Source organism: Spirosoma lacussanchae (assembly GCF_005870035.1).
Taxonomy (GTDB): Bacteria; Bacteroidota; Bacteroidia; order Cytophagales; family Spirosomataceae; genus Spirosoma; species Spirosoma lacussanchae.
In genome coordinates this window covers 86,828-108,586 of record NZ_SWJG01000009.1, presented here as the reverse complement: position 1 = coordinate 108,586, position 21,759 = coordinate 86,828, and the positions used below count along the sequence as shown (strand labels likewise).

Here is a 21,759-nt window from a genome sequence, read left to right as displayed (position 1 = left end):
TTCTGCTGCGGCTAACCCGAGCACGGTGAACCCAAACAAGACATCGACCAATGAAAAAATATAGTCTATTTATCTCCCTGCTGGCATTGCTGCTGACCCAGAACGCCTGCAACCAGGAGTATCTGAACCCCAGTGCAGCCAGCGAACAGCAGGTCGTCAACTCGCCCGACGGGCTGGTCACGCTGGTCAACGGCCTCCAGTACCGGTACACCTTCGGCCGAACGGGCGTTATCTACAACGCGGTGGCCGCCAGTGGCCTGGCCACCCGTGAGCTACGGGTGCTGAACGCCGGTAATACCGACGAGTTGTTTCTGGAGCAGGGCTTCGCCAGCGTTCAGGGGTCGAACGCCGTGGTCCGGAACCTCTGGACCAGCGCGCAGCTGACCCGCTCTACTGCGGATATCGTTCTTTCCAATGCCAACCGGGTTATTACCGATGCCGGTCTGCGGTCGGGCGTCGTAGCGTATGCGTCGATCTTCAAGGCGCTTTCGCTCGGTACGATGGCTCAGTTCTTCCAGCAGGCGCCGGTGGCCACGGGTACCAACGCGGCCTTTGTCAGCCGCGAGCAGCTGCTCCGCGATGCAATTTCCACGCTGGAGTCGGCCGCTACGCAAATCGGTACCACGCCCCCCTCGACCGCTTTCCTGAGTCGCGTACCAACCGGTATCGATATTACCAACACGATCCAGGCCCTGATTGCCCGGTATGCCCTGTTTGTGGGTGATTACGATAAGGCCATTGCGGCAGCGGGTCGGGTCAACCTGGCTACGCGCTCTTCGTTTTCCTTCGACGATAACTCCCGCAACCCGGTGTTCGAAACGGCGTTCAGTAACGTTAACGTGTTTGCGCCCACCAATACCAACTTCGGTCTGCCGGCAACGCTGGCTCCCGATGCTGCCGACCGGCGCATAGCTTTCTACACCCGCTCGGGCGCTACCGCTACGCAGAACCTCGGTACCGGCTTTTATACGGCCAATTCGGCGCCGGTGCCCGTTTACCTGCCGGGCGAAATGCTGCTGATCCGGGCCGAGGCCTATGCGCGTAAGAACGACGTAGCCAACGCCGTAACTGAATTGAACAAGGTACTGACCAAAACGGCCGCTCAGGACGCCTGGGGTGTTGGAGCAGGTTTACCAGCCTACAGTGGTGCACAGACAGCCCCCGCCGTACTGACCGAAATCTACCGGAACCGGCAGATCGAACTGGCTTTTCAGGGCTTCCGGCTCGAAGATAGCCGCCGGTTCAGCCGCCCCGGCCCCGAAACAACCCCGCAGGCCAGCGCCGAACGGACACGCAATTTCCTGCCCTATCCGTTTACGGAGCGCGATAACAACAGCGCTACCCCGGCCGACCCGACCAACTAAGCCGGGCACGCTCCACGCGGTAAACAAAAAAACCGACGCACGGATGCGTCGGTTTTTTTATGTCGGTTGGTGATGTATCACTGCTTTTCAGCGATCATGGCTTAGTTAATTAGCATTATAGTGCATCAGCAGACGACGCCAGGCCCGGGCGATGGTTACCGCTGAATCAGCAGCCGCAACGTAGCGGGCAGTTGCCCAACCGGCGTAAGCCTGATCAGGTACAGACCGTCGGGCAGGTGGCTTGTATCGACCCGGTACGGCTCTGCTGGAACGACCTCCAGCTGCTGCTGCTGTAGTGAGCGACCGAGCAGATCAGTCAGTTGCATGTTTACAGACTGGCCACCAGCGGCCGAGAGGTTAATAAGCACGTGATCACGGGCGGGGTTAGGCCACAGGCTGAACACCATGTCCGTTTTTTCAGCACCGACTCTGCCCGCAGCCGGGCAGGCTCTCTCTTCGATGCGCCACTGCTGATGCTGGCCCGGGCCCAGCGGCTGCTGGCTGATCAGCGCCCCCTCGGCCACACTCGCATCCCGCACCGTCAGAGCCTTGGTCGAGTTGCGGTTGCGGATGCTGTAAAAACCCTCCCCGTTGCGCTCCACCAGCCACTGCTGATGGTAGCCGCCCCAGTACGTCCACTGCTCCACCAGCGCATCATCGGCCACCGACGAGTTGGCCACCTGCAGCCCTTTCTGAGTGTGCAGCACCGAGATGTTGTAGTAGTTGCCCTCGGGGGTGAAGCGCCAGCCCTGGGCCAGCAGGTTGGCATCGGTGCGCTGGCGCAGGGGGGTGCCATCGGCCTGGCCGTTAGCATCGATGCCGATGACCTTGCCACTCAGCCGCGAGACCAGCCGGTAGCATTTGGCAGGATCGATAGCCGAAACAGAATTGCGCAGTGAAACCAGCAACAGCTGACTGGTAGCTACACCTCCTCGATTATCCCTTACCACCAGCCTAACGCTGTAGCTAAGTTGGGGTACCCCCTGCGCCCCCGGTCGAATGGTAAATGTTTTGACCGGATTGGCCTCGGTAGAAAAAGGGCTGCCATCACCAAAGTCCCACTCGTAGGTAATGGGGTCACCGTCGGGGTCGGCGGAGGCACTACCGGTAAACGTCACGCTCAGAGGTGAGGTGCCTGTTAGCGAGGTCGCGGTAGCTACAGCCACGGGAGGTCGGTTGCCCGATGCTGGGGTCGCGCTGACGGCTACGCCACCCGTCCAGCCCCTGCCTTTGCGCGTGTATACCCGGAAGTAATACGTTTGTCCTACCGCCAGATCAGTTACCGTTACCGACGTGCCAGTCCCCTGATAGAGCACTTTGCCGCCGTAAAAATCGGAGCCATTGCCCGTAAAGCTGGCGTTAGCCGTATAGGTCGGTTCGAGGGGAATCTCGCCGATACCCGACCCGGCTTTACCAACCACCAGCACATCGTCGAAGGATATGGCTGGGTTGGTCCAGTTGAGCCGGATCGTGCTGACGTTTGTAAAGGGAGTGGCCGTCAGGTTGGTTACCGACAGCCTGGGCGAATTACAATCGGGATTGATCCTGACAGAATCCTGACCCGAAAGCCCGTTAAAGTCGGTCACTTTCACCGTTATCAGGTAGTAGGCATCCTCCCCTTCGCAGCCCACCGGCGAGATGTTGATAACCGGATTGGCACCGGACGCGATTGTTACCAGCTGCTCGCGGTTATTTTTTCGCAGCTTCACCTCCCAGATCTGGGACTTCAGGCTGTTTCCGGTAACCGTAGCCGCCAACGAGTAACTGGTGACGTTGTCGAGGGCGTAGCTGGTTCCATTGACGGGGTTGGTGATGCGCACCGTTGGGGCATTGTTGGCGAGGGACACATACAGGGTCTGAACCGCGCTGCGCAGCCCCTTATTGTCGATGACGGTAAGCCGAACGGTATAGTTGAGAATCAGCCCAACCCCTTGTCTTCCGGGTTTAGCCGTAAATACCTTCACCGGATTAGCCTCGGCAGAAAAGGAGCTGCCATCGCCAAAGTCCCACTCATAGGTAATGGGGTCACCATCGGGGTCGGCGGAGGCACTACCGGTAAACGTCACACTCAGGGGCGACGTACCCGTTAGCGAAGTCGCGGTGGCCACGGCTATGGGTGCCCGATTGGTGGTAGGCAGGGGGGTGGTGGTGCAGCTTCTCTCCTCGACGCGCCACTGCTGATGCTGCCCCGGGCCCAGCGGCTGCTGGCTGATCAGCGCCCCCTCGGCCACACTCGCATCCCGCACCGTCAGGGCCTTGGTCGAGTTGCGGTTGCGGATGCTGTAAAAACCCTCCCCGTTGCGCTCTACCAGCCACTGCTGATGGTACCCGCCCCAGTACGTCCACTGCTCCACCAACGCATCATCGGCCACCGATGCGTTGGCTACCTGCAGCCCTTTCTGGGTGTGCAGCACCGAGATGTTGTAGTAGTTACCCTCGGGGGTGAAGCGCCAGCCCTGGGCCAGCAGATTGGCATCGGTGCGCTGACGCAGGGGGGTGCCATCGGCCTGGCCGTTGGCATCGATGCCGATGACCTTGCCGCTGAGCCGCGAGACCAGCCGGTAGCACTTGGCAGGATCGATGGCCGAAACAGAGCTGGTTCCGGACAGGCTGGCAACGGGCGGATTAGTCGAAACCCGCGCGGGTTCATCGCGCTTACTACTTTTTGCGGTCTCGCTGATCCTGTTGTAACTCGTCGTTAGGGATAAGCTAAACACGTTAATGTGGCTCACTAGCCAACACAGGGTGCCAAGGCAAAAACGGTATCTGCCAGAACGGGTAAAGAAAATGTTCATAAACCTGACGTTTTGAGTTTTGGTTAGAGGACGGACGAACGATTTATTGGATGTGTCAAGGATACAGGTCAGAATACCAAACAGGCCTTCTAGACTAATAATCCGCTTGTTGTGTAGACCAGAAAAAGCCTGGCCCGTCATCTTTCGCCGGGCATCGTCAACCGGGTAACTTTCCCGAGCGGTGCTATGCCCGTCGCTGGTGGCATGAACAAATCATCGGTCAACAAGACGCTGAACTCGGCGAAACTTCGCCCCGACAGATGGAGATCGTTTTGTACAAGGCGTAAGTCTACGCTAAACGAAGGGAATGGGTACTGCCGTTGGCTTTCCTAGCGGGCAGTGGCAAGCGATTGAAATGGACTTGAAGTAAGCGCAGGCCAGGTCGACAAACCCGTCTTGAGAGTATTGGGGGGAGGGGATATTGAAGAGCCTATTCTGGCCATTGTTTCCCCGAACATTGCCGTCGGGTCTTCGGTCAGATAGCGAATTTCGTACTTGCCCAAGCTGGGCGAGTCGAAGGGCTGGTATTGTATGGGCAGTATCCAACGAACGAAGCCGACCAGCTCCTATTCATGGGCTAGTCGGCTTCGTTCTATATTACCGTTATTACCCCATTTTTACAACCTGCCCGGTTCGGGTCGATTCGTAGATAGCCTGGAAAAGCGCGACCACCTTACGGCCGTCTTCGCCCGTCACCAGGGGTGCCCTGTTTTCATTGATCGCGTCGCGGAAGTCGGCGATTTGTAGCCCGAAGTAGTATGACGTGGCATCGACCTGATTAAAAAAAGCGGTGTCGTCGGTTACGAACTGCGCCAGCTGCGTTTCCTGCCCCGGAATGGTCCAGGTATCATTGACGGGTGGTTCGGCAATACTCGACCGACCGGCAATGAACATGGCCCCACCATCAGTCTGCACCCCTACCGACGCGCCATTCTGGCCGTGAATATGGACTTTGCCGTACAGACCCGGCTGCTGGCTATTGCTGACCACGATGTTGCCCAGCCCGCCATTTTTGAACTGTACAATAGCCAGCGCCGTATCGTCGACTTCGATATACGGGTGGTTGATGTTACGCCAGACCCCGTAAACCGATTCTACCTCGCCCATGTACCACAAGAGCAGATCGAGCTGGTGCGGAGCCTGGTTGACCAGCACGCCCCCGCCCTCTCCGGCCCAGGTGCCGCGCCAGGGGTCGCTGCGGTAATAGGCCTCATCGCGCCAGCCGTACATCTGCACTACCCCCAGGGCGGGGGTGCCAATCTGGCCGGCGTCAATCGCCTGCCGAATCCGCTGGCAGGGCGCGTAGAACCGACGCTGGCTGATTACACCCAACTGCTTCCCGTTGCGCCGGGCGGCTTCGAGCATGGCATCACTATCGGCCAGCGACGAAGCCAGGGGTTTCTCAACCAGTACATGCGCCCCCGCATCGAGCGCAGCTACGGTAGGGTCGCGGTGGGCCGGGTGGGGCGTACAGACCAGACAGAGATCGATATTTTCTCGGTCGACCATGTCATAGATATCCGAATAGCCCGGTATGCCGTAGTGGTCGGCGAAGGCACGGGTTTTGGCAGGGGTGCGGCCGTAGATGGCGCATAATGTCGTATCGGGCGTTTGCAACACAGCTTTAGCGTGCAGATGGGCAACTTTACCCGGGCCAATAATGGCAATGCGAAGCGGATTGGGCATAGACTTATGAATACGTATGACCATGAAACGAGACGGTATCGGGTCATCTACTCAAAACCAGGCAACAAACGACCCACCAGCCCCGTTTTTCAGGCTAAACACGGTCGTACCAACCGCTCGCTCCGGCCAAAACCGGGTCAGAAGCGAAGCCCGAGTCGGATGTCGAAGCCCTCGGCCACGTTCAGTTTCGCCTTGAGGCCAACCCCCAGCAGATACCGATTTTGCAGGGTATAAAGCAGCTGATACCGCTGAAACACCCGCCCGTCGGGTATAGTAGTGGGTTGTACCAGGTTCCAGCCGAGATGGGTAGCGAATGTATACTGCCCCAGCCAGAGTTCGTACCCGCCCAGCACGGCCAGCTGCCAGCCCTCCGGTCGATCACCCGCCCGGCGGGCCTGCTGACGCACGTACCCGTCGTGAACCACTTCTACCCCACCCGACAGCGCGTTGAAGCGGCTGAGCCGGTAGCCAGCCGTACTGGTCAGCCCCCAGAGCCAGGTAGCCTGTTCCGGAAAACGGGTGGTTTGCGGCAGCGTGCGGACCGAGGCAAAGGGGGTTAGCCGCCCGGCAAACCGGCTGGTCAGTATCGGCCGACTCCACTGGCGCACGTCGGGGTACGGGAGCGGCTGCGGGGTATATAGCATCCCAATGGCCAGCGTAGGGAAATTCATTCCCCGGTTGGGTTGCCGGGTTCCGCCGTTGGATATATGGTTATAGCCAGCTGTTACGGACAACGCTACCTGCGGCCCCAGCCGTCTGTACGCACTGGCCGACAGAGCCAGCAGGCCATTGAGCGGGGCACCGAAGAACGTGTTGCGGGGATTGCGGTCGGCGTCGTAGTAGCGCGTTAACCAGGCCAGGCCTGCCGTAGCCCGTACGGAAAAAGAAAGCGGCTTCCCGTACCGGATCAACGGCTCGAAAAAAGCACCGGCGCCGTAGGTTCGCCCCAGCTCGGCCGGATTGCTGAACGTAACGTAGTTGACATAGGCTCCCACCCGGGCAAAACAATTACAGCGCTCAAAGGCCGCTCGTTGCAGGGCCGTTCGGCTGTAGGTTATCTCAACCCCGACTGGTCGCGTTTGAGCGATAGGCCGCAGATCAGGCGCATGGGGAATAATAAATCCGGTATGCAACTGAATGCCGATCTGTTTCTGCACCGAATCGGCGGGTGAGCTAACCAGGAGGTGGCTTAGTAACAGCAGAGCGTTCATAGGCTGTCAGTAACTCGACATTACAGGCACCTACCGGGCCGCCATCTGACTGACTGGCCTGCGGGCGGTGTTTCAGGTCAAAGTAAAGGCAATCACCTGACGGCAGCAATCTGTTGCCGCACAAAGAAACCCGCCCCCTTACACTGATGGTGGTGAAAGCACCAGGAAGATTCCCAAAAGTAATAGTGATTGACTCATGTGCGACAGGTTCACGAACGGATTCAGGCGACCTTTGATCCACGCAGAATGGGAAGCCAAATCTGGTTCAACCCGGCTAACGCTCCTCGCATCCGTTCGTTGTTTCGCCTTACGCTCAGCCCGTTTACGGGTTAAATGAACAGCATCTTTCGTGTTTTTCCTCTTAACCACTACTTCGCCATGAAAACCATCTCTTTGCTCGCTGGCTGCCTAAGCCTCTTCACCTCAGTAGCTACCGCCCAGCTGCCTGATCCGGTGCTATCGGCTGCTGCCGACAACGTAACAGGCGTCATTGCTCCTGCGCCAGAGTCTGTAACGTATACACAATCGACCGACGAGTTCGTGCCTGTAACCAACGAACCGTTTTTTCCGGGCGGGCATCAGGCCCTGGAAGCCTACTTCCAGAATCCGGCGTTTTATCCGCACCAGGCCCAGCAGGCGGGTATCGAAGGAACGGTCCATGTCCGGTTTCGGGTAACCTCCATGGGCCATCTGACTGACCTCAAGGTCGTGAAATCGCGCGGCTCCCTGCTGGACAGTGCCGCTCTTAAAGCCGTAGCGCAGATGCCCCGCTGGTATCCGGCCCACCGATCAGGAATAGCGGTGTCCAGTGTATACGTACTCCCGGTTACCTTTCGGGCTCAATGACGGACGAAACGATCCGATCGGCACTACCTCATCGGCTCCCGGCAACTAGGGCTTTAGTACGACCTTGATCAGTCCTTTCTCCTTGGCATATAGTCGCCGGAACCAGTCGGCTCCTTCCTCGAGCGGTACTTCGGCGCTCAGGATAGCGTCGACGTTGATACGCCCCGACGAAATCAGCGAAAGTGAGGCTTCGTACTCGCCATTGATGGCGCAGGAACCCTGAAGCCGCAGCTGGCGCGTCACAACGGCCTGCAGAGGAATCTCGACCGTGGGAGCCAGGTTACCGACAAGCGTAACCGTAGCGCCTTTGCGAACGCAGTCGATCGCCGTTTTTACGGTTGGGCCCGCCCCGACCACTTCAAACGACACATCGGCCCCGCGCCCGTTCGTCAGCGCCTGTACCTGCTGGGGTACATCGGCCGATCTGGCGTTTATGGTATGCGTAGCCCCGAGTGACCTGGCCAGCGCCAGCCGGTCGTCGTCCAGATCGATGGCTATGATGGCCCCACAGCCCGCCAGCCGGAGCGCCTGAATGACGAACAGCCCGATCATGCCAGCGCCCACCACCACCGCCGAGTCGTTCACCTGAACGGGTGTCAGGCTCAGCGCATGGAGCGCGACGGCTACCGGCTCAACCAGCGCGGCCTGGGTGAAGGTAACGTTTTCAGGAATGGCGTACAGAATATGCTGCGGTACCGTCACGTATTCCGCAAAGGCACCCTGTCGCTTAAACTCGGGCGTCGACACGCCTACCACTTCGCGGCCATCGCTGAGGTTATACATGCCACGTCGGCTGTACCAGTCGTCGAGGGCATATACGGTCGAGTCGAAGGTAACGCGGTCGCCGGTGGCCCAGCCGCGTACATCGGCGCCCACGTCGGCAATGATGCCGCTGGCTTCGTGGCCCATCACAATGGGCGGAATCCGGCGGCCGCTGCTGCCATCCATACCGTGTACATCAGACCCGCAGATACCGACGGCCTGTACCCGAACAAGTACTTCGTTGGCACCGGGTGTTGGTTTAGCTACATCCTGTAGCTCAAACTGATTGTATTCTGTGAGAACGAGCGCGCGCATAGTTGTCTTTGTTTACCGAGACGCAACCGCAGGCAGACCGGCCCTTACGTCTCCCCATCTGGATGTTTTTGTAGCAACCTGCCGACGACGGTTTTGGAATCCGCAGGTATTGTTTTCCCGAACCGTACAGCCGCTGCTTTATTTCTGATAAATCTTCACGAAGGCCTCAGCCGGTATCTGATCAAACGAACCGCTGGCCAGATTCGGGTTGATTTCGTAAGTGATAACATCGTCCATCGTATCGGGGGTTTCGCCGAACAGTTTACCGGCGCTGGCATTGGTATATTTTTTCCTGACCCAGACCAACCGGTGTTCAGGCTCTTTACCCCAGGCCGCATTGTCGCCCAGAACGAGCTGGATTTTAGCCCAGTCGCTGAAAAAGTATTCCTGCAACAGCGGTATGATCCGGTCGCGGAACGCACTACATAAGCCAGCCAGCGTGTCAACACCGGTCAGATAGGCGTGTCCGATCTGGTGGTCACGATCGAGCAGGTATTCGATTCGTTCGTTGATCTGGCGCAGCAGCTGCGCCAGATCAACCCCATCCACGACCGACAGTACGGCCGGATCGGGCAGCATCTCCCGGAAAGCAAACCGACGGCGCAGCGCTATGTCGAGCAGCGCAATGGACCGGTCGGTGGTGTTCATGGTGCCAATGATGTACAGATTGAGCGGTACGCCAAACCGCTCCTGCGAATAGGGCAGCGTAAGCCACAGTTCCTGCTCCGCGCCGAGTCGCTTGTCGGTCTCGAGCAGCGTGATCAGATCCCCGAATACGCTGGCTACGTTAGCCCGGTTCACCTCGTCGATGAGCAGATAATGGGCCGGTGCCCGTTGCAGGCGCTGCCGGCGGCTGTCGGGCGTATCGTTCAGGCAATCGGCTAGCGTAGCGTAGCCTGCCTGCTGAATAGCCGACAGACAGGCTTTGTAAAAAATACCTTTTCGAATCCGGTAGCTGATCTGGGAGCCAACAATTTCGGGCCGGATGCCTTCGATGAACTCTTCGTAGCTGTACGATGGATGAAAGGTGATCAGGCTCGACGCCCCCCGCTCCAGATACGGTTGCAGGGCAAACGTTTTGCCGGTGCCGGGCGGACCGAACAGAATCAGGTTATGGGGTTGGCGGCTGCGCTGATCGTCTGGTTCATAGACCGGTTCCGGCTCTTCGACCGTCTGTCCATTCAGTATCCGTTCGCCCAGGGTCGGGTCGTCGGCCAGTCGGAGCAGGTCGCTGAGCTGGGCTTCGTCTTCGGCCGCGATGTAGATGTCGGGATTGTGCCGAACGGCGTGCGGCCCTCGTTTGCTGGTTTCTACCAGTTCGAGCAGGCAGTCTTCCCAGCAGGTCCGCAGCGTCGGGTTAGTAATCAGGTGTACGTTGGCCTGTCCGATAATTACGGCCAGGTAGTCCGACTTCTCGGTCAGCGGCTCAAATACCAGCTCTTCGATGCGCTTGAGCCGGTCGCGACACGACTTTTTAACGGTCAGGTGGTATTCTACTTCGCCCCGACGGGGTTTCTGGATACGCAGTGCCTGAAAAAAGTTAACGTCGGCCGAGATAGCCGCCTTCTCGCGCCGAACCGAAAAAGCCAGTCGCGCATCGCCATTGGGCAGGTTGACAATATCGATCAGGTCCTTCAGCAAGCCAAAGAACCGACGAACGGCTTCGGGATGCCCGATGTCGCGGATACGGTCAATAAGGGCTTGCTGTTGGGTTTCGGCGATCATATGTAGTCAGAATTGCGAAACTACGACTTTTCAACGTGTCAATATTGATTAACCTATGCGTTCAATGTACTTTTACCTACGCTATTCCAACGAAAAATGACCCTTACATCTATACAAACCCTGGTTTGCCTGCTCGGTTTACTCATCGGGCTTTCGGCCTGTAAAAAAGACCCTTCTCCCCAGCCCGAAACCTGCCGCCTGACCAGCACCCTCGACCAGCTCATGGAAAGCAACGGCACCCTGACCGACCTGGTGTCGCGCACGTTTGCCTATACCAACGGCACGCTGACCGAACTAACCGAACAGTCGACCACCGTACAGGGCCGTTTTCTGCTGGAACGGGTCAACAGCCGGATTGAACGCATCAGCCGGGGTACCAACGACGTACTGGCGCTGACTTATGCAGCAACGGCCACGCAACCACTCAGCGCTACGTTCAGCCGCAATGGGGTGTCCTATTCAACCTTCGAGATGACGTATACGGGAGCAGGTATGATGGCGAGTATTACCGAGCGTCGGCAGGTGTTGCCCAATAGCTCACTCACCCTCGAACGAAGTTACACCTTCACCTACGACCAGACCGGCAACCTGATTACGGAACGCAACCGCTCTACACTAGTTGGCGGGGCCACGCCCGAGCAGGAAACAGAGTATACGACCGGCCCGAATGCGTCGCCTTACAATCACCTCCCCGAACGGGCGGTTCTGACGCTCATCGCCATGACCCTGGGGGCCGAATCGGCACCGGGTCGGTTCTGGCATATAAAGACACCGGCTGGGTACAAGCTATATGGCCTGACCAACGGGGTTCGGGGTAGCCTGCGCGAATCGGCTACCAGCTCACCCACCTACGATAGCGCGGGCAAGCTCCTGTCGCAGGAACAAACGTCACTGCTGTACCAGGCCAGTAACCCGAACCCGATCACCCGAAAAAACCGACAGGCCTACACCTACGTCTGCGAGTGAACAGTTTCAGGCCAAATAACTCCCGATACTGACCACGTCGGCGAAGACGCCCGCAGCGGTTACTTCGGCTCCGGCACCGGGGCCTTTTACGACCAGCGGCCGCTCTTTGTAGCGCTCGGTCGTGAACGACACGATATTGTCGGCACCGGTCAGCTGATAGAACGGATGTTCGGGGCCAACCGACCGCAGTTCGATAACTGCTTTGTTATTCTCGAAAGCCGCCACGAACCGCAGTTTCTCACCCCGCGCTTCGGCCTGGGTCAGCAGGTTTTCGAAATAGTCGTTGTTGCGCTCCAGCTCCTCGAAGAAGGCCGGAATGGTAGGCGCATCCAGACAGGCTTTCGGCAGCAGGTTGTTGACGGTAACGTCGTCGGGCTCCAGCGGGAAACCAGCCTCCCGAGCCAGAATCAGGATCTTCCGGGCTACGTCCTGCCCACTCAGATCGTCGCGGGGATCGGGTTCGGTATAGCCTTTCTCTTTGGCTTCGCGCACCACATCGGCAAACGACAACCCGGGCCGGAAGGTGTTGAAAATGAACGACAGCGTCCCCGACAGAATGGCTTCGATTTTCAGAAACCGGTCACCGGCCGTCATCAGCCCCTGAACGGTATTGATGATGGGCAGGCCGGCGCCAACATTGGTTTCGTAGAGGAATTTTACGCCCCGGTTCAGGGCAGTGCGCTGGAGCCGTCGGTATTCGCTATACGGCCCCGAGTTGGCTACCTTGTTGGGCGTTACGACCGATATGTTGGCATCGAGCAGCGATTCGTAGTGCTGAACAATGTCTTTGTCTGAGGTGCAGTCGATGAAGACTGAGTTGGGCAGGTTGTAATCTTTTATCTTTTCAATGAAGGCGGGCAGCGAAGTCGTCACGCCGTTGGTAAGCTGCCGTTCATGCCACTCGTCGAGCTCGAGTCCTTTGGCATCGAGCAGCATCTTTTTGGTATTGGCCACGCCAACGACGCAGATTTTGAGCAGCTTTTCCTGCCGTAGGTAATCGGTCTGCGCGTGAATCTGGTTCAGCAGCGCTTTCCCGATCAGGCCCGTACCGACCATGAACAGGTTCAACATGCGGGCTTCGGACTGGAAGAAGATGTTATGCAGGGCGTTGAGGGCTTTGGACAGGTTGTTCCTGTTGATCACGACCGAGATATTGATCTCCGACGACCCCTGCGCTACGGCCACAATGTTGACCCCGTTTTTACCCAGCACCGAAAAAAGCTTGCCCGCAATACCCGACGACTTCCGCATCCCTTCGCCCACCGTGGCAATGACCGACAGGTCGCGCTCGATAGCAATGCTGTCGATATGCCCGTGCGCAATTTCAGTAGCAAATTCAGTGTCCAGAATCTGTTTCACCTGCTCGGCTCCGCGCGGGTCGATGGCGAAGCAGATCGAGTGTTCCGACGAGGCCTGCGAAATCAGAATGACACTGATCTTGTGGGTGGCCAGAATACCGAACAGCTTAGCCGATACACCCGCCACCCCAATCATGCCCGAGCCCTGTACATTCACCAGCGCAATGTCATCGATGCTCGAAATACCCGTGATGGTGTACTGACGCCGTTCGGCCGTGCGACTAACCACCGTGCCTTCGTGCGCCGGATTGAAGGTGTTGAGCACCCGAATCGGGATATTGCGTGCAAAGGCCGGCTGCAGGCTGGGCGGATAAATCACCTTGGCTCCGAAATGGCTCAGCTCCATGGCCTCGGCGTAGGTGATGGTGGGTATGTTGAACGCGTTTGGCACCTTGCGCGGGTCGGCGGTCATCATACCATCAACGTCGGTCCAGATGTCGATGAGGGTGGCGTTCAGCGCGGCTCCGATAATGCTGGCCGTATAGTCAGACCCACCCCGGCCCAGCGTGGTGGTTTCGTTTTTCTCCGTCGACCCGATAAAGCCGGTAACCAGCTGAATATCGGTGGTTTTGGCGAAGTGATCCTGAATAAGCTGGTTGGTCAGCGTGTAGTTTACTTCGGCCTGGCCAAACTGCGCGTCGGTTTTGATGATGGTACGGGCGTCCAGAAACTGAGCCGGTACCCCGCGACTTTTTAGTGCTTCGGCAATGACGGTGGTCGACAGGCGCTCGCCAAAACTCGTGATCAGGTCGTGCGTCCGGAGGGTCAGCTCCCGAATCAGCGAAACACCCCGCAACAGGTCTTCCAGCTCATTGATGATGCCACGCACATGCGCAAATACCTTTCCCTGTTCCTTAACCGGAATCAGCGCTTTCACTACATTGAAATGCCGGTCTTCGATGCGCCGAACCAGCTCCATGTAATCCGTATTGCCGGTGGTAGCCATCCGGCCAATCTCAATAAGCTGGTTGGTAACCCCCCCCATAGCCGAGAAGACAACCGCAATCGAATTGCCCTGCTGGCGATGCTGTTCGATAATCTGAAGAACCTGTTTGATGCTCTCGACCGAGCCAACCGACGTACCGCCGAACTTGAGAACCTGCATTTTTTACAATGAGCGATTAAGTGATTGAGCGACTGAGCGATTCTGGGTATCGCTGCTCACTAATTTCTGGAAGCCGTTGATGAGGGTAATTGGGGGAGCAAATATAAGCAAAACTCCGGGTGGGCGGGTTGCCCAGCCGTGTACATGCAAAAACCCGGCCTATTACGAAAACAGACCGGGCTTGTTGCTCGTCGGGTCAGGCGCGGGCGGACTGCATGGCCTGGGGCTGCTCGTCGGCTTCGTCGGTGGGCTGGTCGGCTTCGATCCGGTCGGTGTATTTTCGGGCATCGTCGGGCAGGCGCATCGTCCACCAGAGCACGACCAGCGAACTCAGCGCGCAAAAGATGAACGGAGCGATCATACTTACGCCCGACAACAGGCTATTGACCAGCGCCGTCACGAAACTGGCCACTCCGCCCAGGGCCTGAATATTACCAAACACCTCGCCCTGTCCGCCCCCTTCTTTGGTTACTACCGAGAGCATGGCCCCGATCAGACCGCCAATGAGCGATACTACTACGGCATCGATACCGGCAATGATGTACAGCAACGTTACCGACGACTCGGAGAACATGTAACCAATCTGTAGCAGAATGCTGGTGCCTACGATGAAAAAAATGGCTTTGCGCTTATTGATGCGGTGGACGATGTATTCGAAGAAAATGTAGTTGGAGATAAACGCCAACAGACCAAAATACGTAAAGAAATAGGCCGTGTCGAGCGGCCCCATGTTTAGATCACTCTGGGTCAGAAAAGCCAGAAAGAACGCGTAATAGCCGAAGCCGAGGGTAGCCAGCATGTTCAGGATGAAGAGCGGCTTGATACCCGGCACCTGTTTCTCCGACTCGTCGAGCTGACGCCAGAGCGTGATGACTTTCAGCGCATTGAGCGCTTTGGCAACAATGGCTTTGTAATCAGGCTTCTCCTGTCCAGCCTCGTCGTTGGTTTCTTTGAAACAGAGGACCAGCCCAATATTCAGTACCCCCAGCGCAGTCAGTACGATAACGGTTGGCATGGCATCGATGCGGGCCTCGGGCGACAGATACAGCAAAATAGCCGTTACCATGCCGCCTACGGCCGAGCCGGCCCCAACCATGAAACTCAGTACCCCCGACCAGTTCAGCAGTTTCTCTTTCGGTGCAATATCGGCCACCGCCGACCGCATGACGGCGTACAAACCGTTCGTACCGCCTTTCATGGATCGGTTTACGATATACCCCCAGGATTTCAGGGGCCACAGAAACAGGGTCGAAATCAGCGACGTGATCGTAACCGCAATCGCCACCGGCCGCCGACCGGCCTTATCGGACCAGTGACCAATAGCCGGCGACAGCGCCAGCTGAATACCCAGCATTAGCGCGGTTCCGCCCGTCAGCATCATGGGCTTCAGGGGCAGGGCCACTACGTATTTGGTAACCAGCGCACCCAGACCGTTGGCGGCAACGACATCAACAAAAACGATCGCAAAAATGAGCAGGAGTCGACGGTTTTTCAGCATAATCAGGCAGTCGACTACCGGTAAAAACAGCCAACGCCATACACTACTAATTGAGTAGGATAATTGATTTGAAACCTAGCTGTATTCCCCCATATTTATCTAAAAATTACATAAGTCATTCAGATAATACCAGACTTGCTACTTACCCGCCGGTGTATATTTTTTAAATTTTTTCCCCCCTAGAAAATCCGAAGTACAAACCCAGGCGTATGTACAGATGCAGTCATAAGCTGGCTGATCTTCATCCAGCAAATTCAGGTGTAGTTACACACGCCCTGGTAATAACCGAAAGCTGGTTTTTGGCCGTAGCCAGACCCGTTTTCGGTAGATGAGACTAACGTAATAGGGAAGTTAGTTTGAGGAGCCGGGTAACCGGCAGCGTATTGAAAGGCATCGGGGTATCCCTGGTGCCTTTTTTATGTTTTCGGGTTCGGCAGTTTTTTTGTTGCTTGCGTCCCGGTTTCATTATTTGAAGGCTTCTATGCGGGTTGTGCGTATTATTCTGCGAATCATTCTGGGTCTGGTTCTGCTCGTGGTGTTTATACTGGCCATTGGCCTGGTTCCGGTCGATGATACGCCTTACCGGCAGATGCCCTACTATACGCAGACCCGGCAGCGGCTGGCTCAGCTCCCTGCACCCGCCCCGGCGAAGGCCGCGATCCGGGCGGGCTGGGCCAAAGCCAACATTACCCCACCCTATACTACCCCCACCGGCGGCTACGGCGAACGGCGCGGCCGTCACTGGCGGGTGGTGAGCGACTCGATTTACGCCCGCGCCATCGTTCTCGATAACGGCAGCACGCGCGTGGCCGTTGTAGCGCTGGATCTGCTCATTACGCCCCCTACGGTAGTGGAGCAGCTCAAAAAACGCTTACCCGAGGTCGGGCTACGCTGGGAAAATATCTATACAGGGGCTATACACTCCCACAACAGCGTGGGCGGCTGGGCGCCGGGACTGGTCGGTCAGTTGATTGCCGGGGGGTATGACGAACAGCTGGTCAGCCGAATCACCGACGGTGTTCTTACCGCCATTCGACAGGCGCAGGCCAGTCTGGCGCCCGTACAGATCGGCTACGGCCAGACCGACGCTACCGACCATATCTACAACCGCATCGGTTTCTCGGGGCCAACGGGTCCGCTCGATGGGGCCATCCGACTGCTGAAGCTGCAAAAAGCCGACGGCACCTCGGCCCTGCTGTGTTCCTTTGCGGGCCACGCGACCCTCTTCAACGGCGACAATGGCGATTACCTCAGCCGCGACTATCCGGGCTCGCTGGTCGACCGGCTGGAGAAGAAGGCAGCCACGTTTGCCCTGTTCCTGGCCGGGCCGGTCGGCAGCACCGGTCCGCAGGCACGCGGCACCACCGATTTTCAGGAGATTCGTAATTATGCCGGCGATCTGGCGCTGCGCATCGAGCGTACCGTTTCTGCCATCCAGTCCCGCTCTGACTCGACGCTGGCGCTGCTGACGCTCCCACTCGGTTTGCGCGAACCCCACCCCCGCATCATCGGCAACTGGCGCGTGCGGCCGTGGCTCTTCTACGCCCTCTACGGCGACTACCCATCCGACCTGAAAGCGCTGCGCATCGGACAAACCGTACTCGTCAGCACCCCCTGCGATTTCTCGGGCGAACTGGCCGCAGAACTACAACCCGTGGCCAGTCAGAAGGGCCTCAACCTGCTCGTTACCAGCTTCAACGGCGGCTACATCGGCTACGTCACACCCGACCGGTATTACAACCGAACGACCTACGAAACCCGCGACATGAACTGGTTTGGCCCGTATAACGGCGACTACTTTAAAGAAATGATGACGGGGCTGATCGAAAAAGCTGACTAACGAAGTCAACTAGTCAGCGCACCAATCCCTTGCTGGCGCTCTGATAAACAACTGTATGAATCAACGTCTTGTCCATATGGCGCTCGTGGTTGCCGATTACGACGACGCCATCCGGTTTTATACCGAAAAATTAAGCTTTGTCTTACTGGAAGATACGCCCCTGAGCGAAACCAAACGCTGGGTACGGGTGGCTCCGCCCGGCCATGGCTCCTGTGCCCTGCTGCTGGCCAAAGCCGATAACGACGAGCAGCTGAGCCGCGTCGGCAACCAGACCGGCGGCCGGGTTTTCCTGTTTCTGCATACCGATGATTTCTGGCGCGACTACCATGCCATGACGGCCCGGGGCGTCAGGTTTGTTCGCCAGCCCGACACCATGCCCTACGGCACGGTCGCCGTTTTTGAGGACCTGTACGGGAATCTCTGGGATCTGATCGAGCCAGCAGCCTGACAGCTGCTTTAGCTAGCTCGTTGGCTTATCGGGCACCGGGGCCGATGCATGGTAGTCGGCGTAAATACGGTGCATGTACTCATCGAGCAGGGTCTGAATCCGCGATCGGTCTTCGGTACGGACAATGAGCCCGACATGGTATTCCTTGTTGATGCGCCACCAGACTTCCTCATCGGCAAAAACCGACAGGTCAGGCCACTGCTGCCGGGCCAGCGACACGATCAGACCCGCATGGCGGGGCTCATCGACAGGCGGCACATAATGCTCGTGGCGAGCCATGGCCGTTTCGAGTTTGGCCCACTCGCGCCAGAGGTTCACGCCCGAAGCCGCTTCTACCATTTCGGCAATGTGCGCGCCCCCTACCCGGCTGGCCGTTTCCAGAAAATACAATTCGCCGTCGTGGTCGCCCCGGATGTACTCCGAATGCGACGCGCTGTAGCGCATGCCGAAGGCTTCCAGCACCAAATTATTAATGTCGTACAGGGCCTGGGTGTCGGGTGCCTCGTTGGGCAGGGTCATGGTGCGAAATACCCCGCCCCCGTGCGCTACCTCCATCGGCGTAGCCAGGTACTGGCTGGCGCGGCTAAACATGGCCCGCCCTTCTACCGACAGCGAATCGACGTGGTATACCCGGCCCGGTCTGAACTGCTCGATCAGGTAGTTGTGCCGGTTGTTGCCCAGCGTATGAATCACCTGCCAGGCTTCGTCCAGCGAGTGCACTTTCCGGATTCCGGTGGTCGAGGCTTCGGCGCGCGGCTTGATGAGCCAGGGGCCTTCGGTCGTTTGCAGAAACTGCGTAACGGTTTCATCATGAAAGATCGCACTGAAGGCTGGCACCCGGATACCAGCCGCCTGCGCCCGCATCCGCATGGCCAGCTTATCGCGGAAGTAGCGCGCCGTTGTCTGCCCCATCCCGTCGATCCGAAACGTTTCCCGGATGAGCGCGGCTTTCTCGACGTCGAAATCGTCCAGTGCTACGACCCGGTCGATCCGGCGCGACCGCATCGTATGGGCCAGCCCCATCAGCATATTGTCCAGATCGGCCGTAGCGTTACTTGGTGAGGGCAGAAAAAAGAACTCGTCGATGGCCTCACGGGGCCAGGCATCGTGTTCAAGTTTCTGGTCGGTGAGCAGATAAACGGTATTGCCCAGCTCCTTGCAGGCCCGCATAAACTCCTGTCCTTTGAAGTACGTAGCAATGCAAAGAAACGATAGCTGACTCATGGCGTCGTTGATTTAAAGGTCTAAGCAGGTTGAGAGCGGTTCCGGCCAGCTCAGCCGTTGGCCGGTATTGTACGCAAGTAATCAATTAGCAGCCGAATCCCATAACCCGTTGCGTTTTTCTGCGAGCCAAATTCGGTATCGGCAAAGGCCATACCGGCAATATCCAGGTGCGCCCAGGCCGGGTGCCCTTCGATAAACACCTCCAGGAATTTAGCGGCTGCAATGGCCCCGTTGATGGGTTTGCCGTGAAAATTTTTCACATCGGCCACGTCTGATCGGATGTCGTCTTTGTACAGGTCCCAGATGGGCAGGCGCCAGAGCCGCTCGCCGGTGCGGTCGGCCGATGCGGTAAGCTGGCTGGCCAGGTCGTCGTTGTTCGAAAACAGACCGGCCGCGTGGTAACCCAGCGTACCGATCACACTGCCGGTCAGCGTAGCCAGGTCGATCAGCACATCGGGCTGGTAGTGGCGCAGCATATAGCCCAGCCCGTCGGCCAGAATTACCCGCCCTTCGGCATCGGTGTCGATCACCTCGATGGTTTTTCCGTTGTAGGCCGTAATGACATCCCCCGGTTTGGTCGAGCGCCCATCGGTGGAGTTTTCGGTAGCGGGTACAATACCGATCAGGTGAACGGGAAGCCTGAGTCTGGCGGCTACTTCTACCGTTCCCAGCACGGCGGCTGCTCCACCCATATCGCTCTTCATCAGGTGCATGTTGGCCGAATCCTTGATCGAAACGCCCCCCGTATCGAAGGTAACGCCCTTGCCGACCAGCCCGACCGTCGGCGCTTTGTCTATGCCTTCGGGTTTGTATTCGGCCACGATCAGCACGGGCGGCACGTCACTGCCCTGCGCCACGCTGAGCAACGCGTTCAGCCCCTGACGTTCGAGTTCGGCCCGGTTCAGCACCGTTACCGCGTAGCCATGTTCCCGACCCGACGCCACAGCCCAGTCGCTCAGCCGTTCGGGCGATTTCAGGTTGGCGGGGGCGTTCATCAGGTCGAGCATCTGACGGGTCGTCTGCGCGATGACTTCGGCCCGGTTCAGAGATGTCTGTACGGCTTCTTCCTGGTCGGCAGACACCACCAGCGTCAGCCGGCCGGCATCGGTCAGGAACGCGGGCGGTTCGGGCTTGTCGGTCTGAAACAGCCGCAGGTCGTAGGTGCCCCCGCGTATACCCAGAACAACCGCTTCTACGGTGGCTCCGTCGGCATCGGTCAGGTCTACCCACACCTGCTCAGCTAGTCTGGCTTTCTGATCGAAGATAAGTTTGCGAAAGGCCCGCAGCCAGTCCATAGCCTGCGGTTTTTTGCCCAGTCCGAGCAGGTAAGTTTTGGTACCGCCGGAACCGTAGAGCGACATAACCTCGCGGGCGTCGGCCTTAAAATCACGCGGCAGCACATCGACAGGAACAGCCAGTTCATCGGCCAGTGGCGCCAGCCGATCGGCCAGCGACTCGGTTTGTACAAGGGGAATGATACGGTCGCCAGTGGTGGGCGCCTGGGTTGTGTAGGTAATAATCATGGGTGTTCTCCGTAAAATAACCACTCAACAGCCCGCGGAAACTCACGACTCCAGTGAATTTCTTCGTGGGTGCCGTCGGGGTAGATAGACAAATACATATCGATGGGATTGCCGCCATATTGCTGCTTCACGAGCGACTCTTTAAACCGTTCGAGATTGGGCACCATGTACTTCGATTCGGCCGCACCCCCGTACACAAACACCCGCATCGGCACGGGCGCCTTGAACCGAATGGCATCGAAGTAGATTTTAGGCGAAATCCAGAGCGAGGGCGAGAAAACCATCAGTCGCCCAAACACATCGGGGTGCATCAGCCCCGCATACACGCTGATTAGCCCCCCCAGCGAGCTACCGCCGATACCGGTGTGTTCGGCATCGGGTAAGGTACGCAGCTTAGCGTCGACAGTGGGTTTGAGCGTATTGCGAATGAATTTAAGATAGTCGCGTCCGCGCGCCCGACCGGCCATGCGGGTTTTCTCAACGGTATATTCCTGCAGGCGCTGCTCTTCGCCATGATCGATGGTAACGATGATCAGGTCGTGGCGCCGTCGGCTGGCCAGCATCGCCAGTTTTTCTTCCACGCGCCAGCTGCCGTAGCCGACGCCCTCGCCCAGTAGGTTCTGGCCGTCGTTCATGTACAGCACCGGATAGCGCTTGTCCGGATGATTTTCGTAATCATGCGGCAGCAGCACCATTACCCGGCGGTTGGTGTCGAGCTGGGGCAGGTGAAAATCCTCGCCGACCTGTTTTGGCAGAAATTCGGGGTTGAACGCCTGCCCAAACCACCGCCAGTGGGGCACGATGTCGGGCTCGGCATGGGGCTGCGAGCCCGTGGTTCGGTTCGGTACGCCCTCTCCCGCCGAACTCAGTTCGACATGATCCCAGCCGCCTTTGGTGTATTTATAGTCGACCGTTTCGGGCAACGATATATCGGCCGGGAAGGTGAAGGTATATTGCCCGTCGCCGTCGGGCTGCATCCGGAAGGCCTCATCGGCGGGGTTCCAGTCGTTAAACGAGCCCGATACGAACACGGGGCGGTCGTCATGAACGGGTGTAAATAATTCCAGTCGTAGTTGATTCGGCATACTGTCAG

The 21,759-nt window shown here is 58.0% G+C and carries 15 protein-coding genes; 5 read left to right on the top strand and 10 right to left on the bottom strand.

The features are described from left to right. Positions 1 to 50: 50 nt before the first annotated feature. Positions 51 to 1,364 (top strand): RagB/SusD family nutrient uptake outer membrane protein, encoded by a 1,314-nt coding sequence (locus FBR45_RS22650; RefSeq protein ID WP_138506607.1) that lies wholly within the window; start codon positions 51 to 53, stop codon positions 1,362 to 1,364. 155 nt (positions 1,365 to 1,519) lie between these two features. On the opposite strand, the gene FBR45_RS22645 is transcribed toward FBR45_RS22650, so the two are convergent. From FBR45_RS22645 to FBR45_RS22635, 3 genes are all read right to left on the bottom strand, one after another. Then, positions 1,520 to 4,081, bottom strand: coding sequence for an RICIN domain-containing protein (locus FBR45_RS22645; RefSeq protein WP_171044944.1), 2,562 nt, complete (start codon positions 4,079 to 4,081; stop codon positions 1,520 to 1,522). 684 nt (positions 4,082 to 4,765) lie between these two features. Further along, positions 4,766 to 5,845 (bottom strand): Gfo/Idh/MocA family protein, encoded by a 1,080-nt coding sequence (locus FBR45_RS22640; RefSeq protein WP_138506603.1) that lies wholly within the window; start codon positions 5,843 to 5,845, stop codon positions 4,766 to 4,768. 137 nt (positions 5,846 to 5,982) lie between these two features. Beyond that, positions 5,983 to 7,056 carry an acyloxyacyl hydrolase gene (locus FBR45_RS22635; RefSeq protein WP_138506601.1) on the bottom strand — a complete coding sequence of 358 codons (1,074 nt, stop codon included), beginning with the start codon at positions 7,054 to 7,056 and terminating at the stop codon, positions 5,983 to 5,985. A 378-nt stretch (positions 7,057 to 7,434) separates the two neighbouring features. Between FBR45_RS22635 and FBR45_RS22630 the strand changes: the two genes are divergently transcribed. Further along, entirely contained in the window at positions 7,435 to 7,902 is a 468-nt protein-coding gene (locus FBR45_RS22630; RefSeq protein WP_171044943.1) for an energy transducer TonB, read from the top strand. A gap of 45 nt (positions 7,903 to 7,947) precedes the next feature. Here the strand turns inward: FBR45_RS22630 and FBR45_RS22625 are convergent, their stop codons facing one another. Further along, entirely contained in the window at positions 7,948 to 8,979 is a 1,032-nt protein-coding gene (locus tag FBR45_RS22625; protein WP_138506597.1) for a galactitol-1-phosphate 5-dehydrogenase, read from the bottom strand. A 138-nt stretch (positions 8,980 to 9,117) separates the two neighbouring features. Beyond that, positions 9,118 to 10,704 carry an McrB family protein gene (locus tag FBR45_RS22620; RefSeq protein WP_138506595.1) on the bottom strand — a complete coding sequence of 529 codons (1,587 nt, stop codon included), beginning with the start codon at positions 10,702 to 10,704 and terminating at the stop codon, positions 9,118 to 9,120. A 96-nt stretch (positions 10,705 to 10,800) separates the two neighbouring features. On the opposite strand from FBR45_RS22620, the gene FBR45_RS22615 reads away from it, so the two are divergent. Beyond that, complete coding sequence (locus tag FBR45_RS22615; RefSeq protein WP_138506593.1) at positions 10,801 to 11,670, top strand: hypothetical protein; 870 nt, start codon at positions 10,801 to 10,803, stop codon at positions 11,668 to 11,670. Between the two features lie 6 nt (positions 11,671 to 11,676). Here the strand turns inward: FBR45_RS22615 and thrA are convergent, their stop codons facing one another. Together thrA and FBR45_RS22605 are read right to left on the bottom strand one after the other, a co-directional pair. Further along, positions 11,677 to 14,133, bottom strand: a complete 2,457-nt coding sequence (gene thrA / locus FBR45_RS22610; RefSeq protein ID WP_138506591.1) for a bifunctional aspartate kinase/homoserine dehydrogenase I — start codon at positions 14,131 to 14,133, stop codon at positions 11,677 to 11,679. 196 nt (positions 14,134 to 14,329) lie between these two features. Next, positions 14,330 to 15,631 (bottom strand): MFS transporter, encoded by a 1,302-nt coding sequence (locus tag FBR45_RS22605; RefSeq protein WP_138506589.1) that lies wholly within the window; start codon positions 15,629 to 15,631, stop codon positions 14,330 to 14,332. A gap of 481 nt (positions 15,632 to 16,112) precedes the next feature. Between FBR45_RS22605 and FBR45_RS22600 the strand changes: the two genes are divergently transcribed. Then, positions 16,113 to 17,471, top strand: a complete 1,359-nt coding sequence (locus FBR45_RS22600; protein ID WP_138506587.1) for a neutral/alkaline non-lysosomal ceramidase N-terminal domain-containing protein — start codon at positions 16,113 to 16,115, stop codon at positions 17,469 to 17,471. A gap of 55 nt (positions 17,472 to 17,526) precedes the next feature. Then, the gene (locus FBR45_RS22595; RefSeq protein ID WP_138506585.1) at positions 17,527 to 17,919 is read left to right on the top strand and encodes a VOC family protein; all 393 of its coding nucleotides are present in this window, start codon (positions 17,527 to 17,529) and stop codon (positions 17,917 to 17,919) included. A 12-nt stretch (positions 17,920 to 17,931) separates the two neighbouring features. Here FBR45_RS22595 and FBR45_RS22590 read toward each other — a convergent pair whose 3' ends face one another. The 3 genes from FBR45_RS22590 to FBR45_RS22580 are packed head-to-tail and all read right to left on the bottom strand — an operon-like array spanning position 17,932 to position 21,751. Beyond that, the gene (locus FBR45_RS22590; protein WP_138506583.1) at positions 17,932 to 19,143 is read right to left on the bottom strand and encodes an ATP-grasp domain-containing protein; all 1,212 of its coding nucleotides are present in this window, start codon (positions 19,141 to 19,143) and stop codon (positions 17,932 to 17,934) included. 50 nt (positions 19,144 to 19,193) lie between these two features. After that, entirely contained in the window at positions 19,194 to 20,666 is a 1,473-nt protein-coding gene (locus FBR45_RS22585) for a leucyl aminopeptidase family protein (protein WP_138506581.1), read from the bottom strand. After that, positions 20,663 to 21,751, bottom strand: a complete 1,089-nt coding sequence (locus tag FBR45_RS22580) for an alpha/beta hydrolase-fold protein (RefSeq protein WP_138506579.1) — start codon at positions 21,749 to 21,751, stop codon at positions 20,663 to 20,665. Before FBR45_RS22580 ends, FBR45_RS22585 begins: the two co-directional genes overlap by 4 nt. Positions 21,752 to 21,759 lie beyond the last annotated feature (8 nt).

Excerpts from the sequence above, each read along its gene's own strand:
- FBR45_RS22650 (WP_138506607.1), top strand. The coding sequence starts at position 51 with ATGAAAAAATATAGTCTATTTATCTCCCTGCTGGCATTGCTGCTGACC.
- FBR45_RS22640 (WP_138506603.1), bottom strand. The coding sequence starts at position 5,845 with ATGCCCAATCCGCTTCGCATTGCCATTATTGGCCCGGGTAAAGTTGCC.
- FBR45_RS22635 (WP_138506601.1), bottom strand. The coding sequence starts at position 7,056 with ATGAACGCTCTGCTGTTACTAAGCCACCTCCTGGTTAGCTCACCCGCC.
- FBR45_RS22630 (WP_171044943.1), top strand. The coding sequence starts at position 7,435 with ATGAAAACCATCTCTTTGCTCGCTGGCTGCCTAAGCCTCTTCACCTCA.
- FBR45_RS22625 (WP_138506597.1), bottom strand. The coding sequence starts at position 8,979 with ATGCGCGCGCTCGTTCTCACAGAATACAATCAGTTTGAGCTACAGGAT.
- FBR45_RS22620 (WP_138506595.1), bottom strand. The coding sequence starts at position 10,704 with ATGATCGCCGAAACCCAACAGCAAGCCCTTATTGACCGTATCCGCGAC.
- FBR45_RS22615 (WP_138506593.1), top strand. The coding sequence starts at position 10,801 with ATGACCCTTACATCTATACAAACCCTGGTTTGCCTGCTCGGTTTACTC.
- thrA (WP_138506591.1), bottom strand. The coding sequence starts at position 14,133 with ATGCAGGTTCTCAAGTTCGGCGGTACGTCGGTTGGCTCGGTCGAGAGC.
- FBR45_RS22605 (WP_138506589.1), bottom strand. The coding sequence starts at position 15,631 with ATGCTGAAAAACCGTCGACTCCTGCTCATTTTTGCGATCGTTTTTGTT.
- FBR45_RS22600 (WP_138506587.1), top strand. The coding sequence starts at position 16,113 with ATGCGGGTTGTGCGTATTATTCTGCGAATCATTCTGGGTCTGGTTCTG.
- FBR45_RS22595 (WP_138506585.1), top strand. The coding sequence starts at position 17,527 with ATGAATCAACGTCTTGTCCATATGGCGCTCGTGGTTGCCGATTACGAC.
- FBR45_RS22590 (WP_138506583.1), bottom strand. The coding sequence starts at position 19,143 with ATGAGTCAGCTATCGTTTCTTTGCATTGCTACGTACTTCAAAGGACAG.
- FBR45_RS22585 (WP_138506581.1), bottom strand. The coding sequence starts at position 20,666 with ATGATTATTACCTACACAACCCAGGCGCCCACCACTGGCGACCGTATC.
- FBR45_RS22580 (WP_138506579.1), bottom strand. The coding sequence starts at position 21,751 with ATGCCGAATCAACTACGACTGGAATTATTTACACCCGTTCATGACGAC.